This window comes from Microbacterium sp. Bi128 (assembly GCF_918698205.1).
In genome coordinates this window covers 1-1677 of record NZ_CAKKMM010001131.1, presented here as the reverse complement: position 1 = coordinate 1677, position 1677 = coordinate 1, and the positions used below count along the sequence as shown (strand labels likewise).

The window sequence follows — 1677 nt, the reverse complement described above, 5'->3', positions numbered from 1 at the left end:
GGACCGTGGAGGGCCACTTGTACCAGGTGTTCACGAAGCTCGGCGTTTCTTCGCGAAGTGATCTGCTTGGACTCATCTAAGGGGCCGGCGGGAAACCCCGGCACGGCGCCGGCCCGCGCCTTGACCGGGAGGTCGGAAGATTTGATGTCTGCAGTGGAAGCCCTCCAGGGCGGCAGCCATGTGGCCGTGTTCGTCCTCGGCGACAGCGGGATGGGCAAATCGAGGCTCATCGATGCCGTCGTCGGGGAACTGGGCCCCGAGGTGACGCCGGTGCCGATCCACGGCAGCGCGTCGCTGACCAAGGTGCCCTACGGTGTCCTGGGTCCCTTCATCGTCGGACTGCCGGTCCAGGAAGCAACATCGCAGCTGGCCGTGCTGAGGACGCTGTGGGCGCATCTGGAAGAGCAGAAGCGGGCCACCCAGAAGCCCCTCCTGCTGGTCGTTGACGACGCACACGATCTCGACGAGGCGACGGCCGGAATCCTCGCGGAGCTGGCGGCGGCCGGCTGGGCGAAACTGCTTGTGGGCGCCGCGGCCCGGCCCGGACTGCCGGAACCGCTCCTGCAGCTCTGGTTTGAAGGCATCGCCGAGCGGCACGACCTGCGCCCGCTCACCCTCGCGCAGACCACAGAGATGCTGGAGGGCGAGCTCGGCTCGCAAGTGCTGCCAAACGTCGCCGAGATCCTCTGGGAGGCCTCCGGCGGCAACCCGATGCTCCTCAATGGGCTCCTGGACGACGCCAGGAACGACGGGACGCTGCTGCGGCGCAACGGTGTCTGGTTGTTCACCCGGCACCTGAACAGCCACGGTGACCGGCTGACCGACGTCGTGCGCCGCCAGTTGCTGCTGCGCTCGCCGGAAGAACGGCAGGCCCTGAACCTCGTGGCGCTGGCCGAACCCGTGTCCCGGGAACTGATCGAGTCGGTGGCCGGCGAAGAGGCCGTGGGATCACTGATCGACAGCGAACTGATCCGGGTCACGGACACCGGGACGGGTGAGCTGCGGCTGTGGCATACCGTGTACGGCGACACCTTGCGGAACCTGATTTCACCGGCCAGGAGCCTGCAGCTTCGGCAAAGCCTGCTGCGCAAGATGGACAGCGAGCCGACGTCTGCCGAGGGACTGCTGCGGCAAGTGAGCTGGTCGATCGAATGCGGCGCGGAGGTCGAGGACCGGCAGCTCCTGAGGGCGGCCGTGCTGGCGAGCCGGCTTTACGAGGACGAGCTCGCCCGCAAGGCTGCCGTCCTCGTCAAGGATCCGGAACTGCAGATGGCGGCCCGCGCCGTGATAGCACGGACCCGCTACAACGCCTCCGACTACATGGCGGCCCGGGACATCCTCGACGCCGATTTCGGGCAGGGAAACAGCATCCCCGGGCTCCTGGCCGGATCCCTCCTGTGGGCCGCAACGATGTCAGCGCTGGGCCACACACCGGCAGAGATCATCAAGCGGGCACAGGTGCTCCGACGCGCCGCCGAACGCCTCGCCGCGGCCCGGCCCGACGACGCCGAAGCCATTCACCGTGCCACGGAAGAGCGGCTGGAGATTCTGGAAGCCATGGTCCTGGCGCTGGCGGGCGAGTACGCGGCAGCCCCGGCCGCGGCGGCGTCCGGCGAGGACGCGGCTGCCGGCACCCCACCCTTGAACACCCCACCCTCGAACACCCCGCCGTCGAAC

At 68.6% G+C, this 1677-nt stretch carries 1 protein-coding gene; it reads left to right on the top strand.

Annotated features, from left to right (window positions below):
- Positions 1–57 precede the first annotated feature (57 nt).
- Positions 58–1677, top strand: a 1620-nt coding sequence (locus LQV45_RS30495; RefSeq protein ID WP_374208340.1) for an AAA family ATPase, incomplete at its 3' end; no start/stop codon positions are given.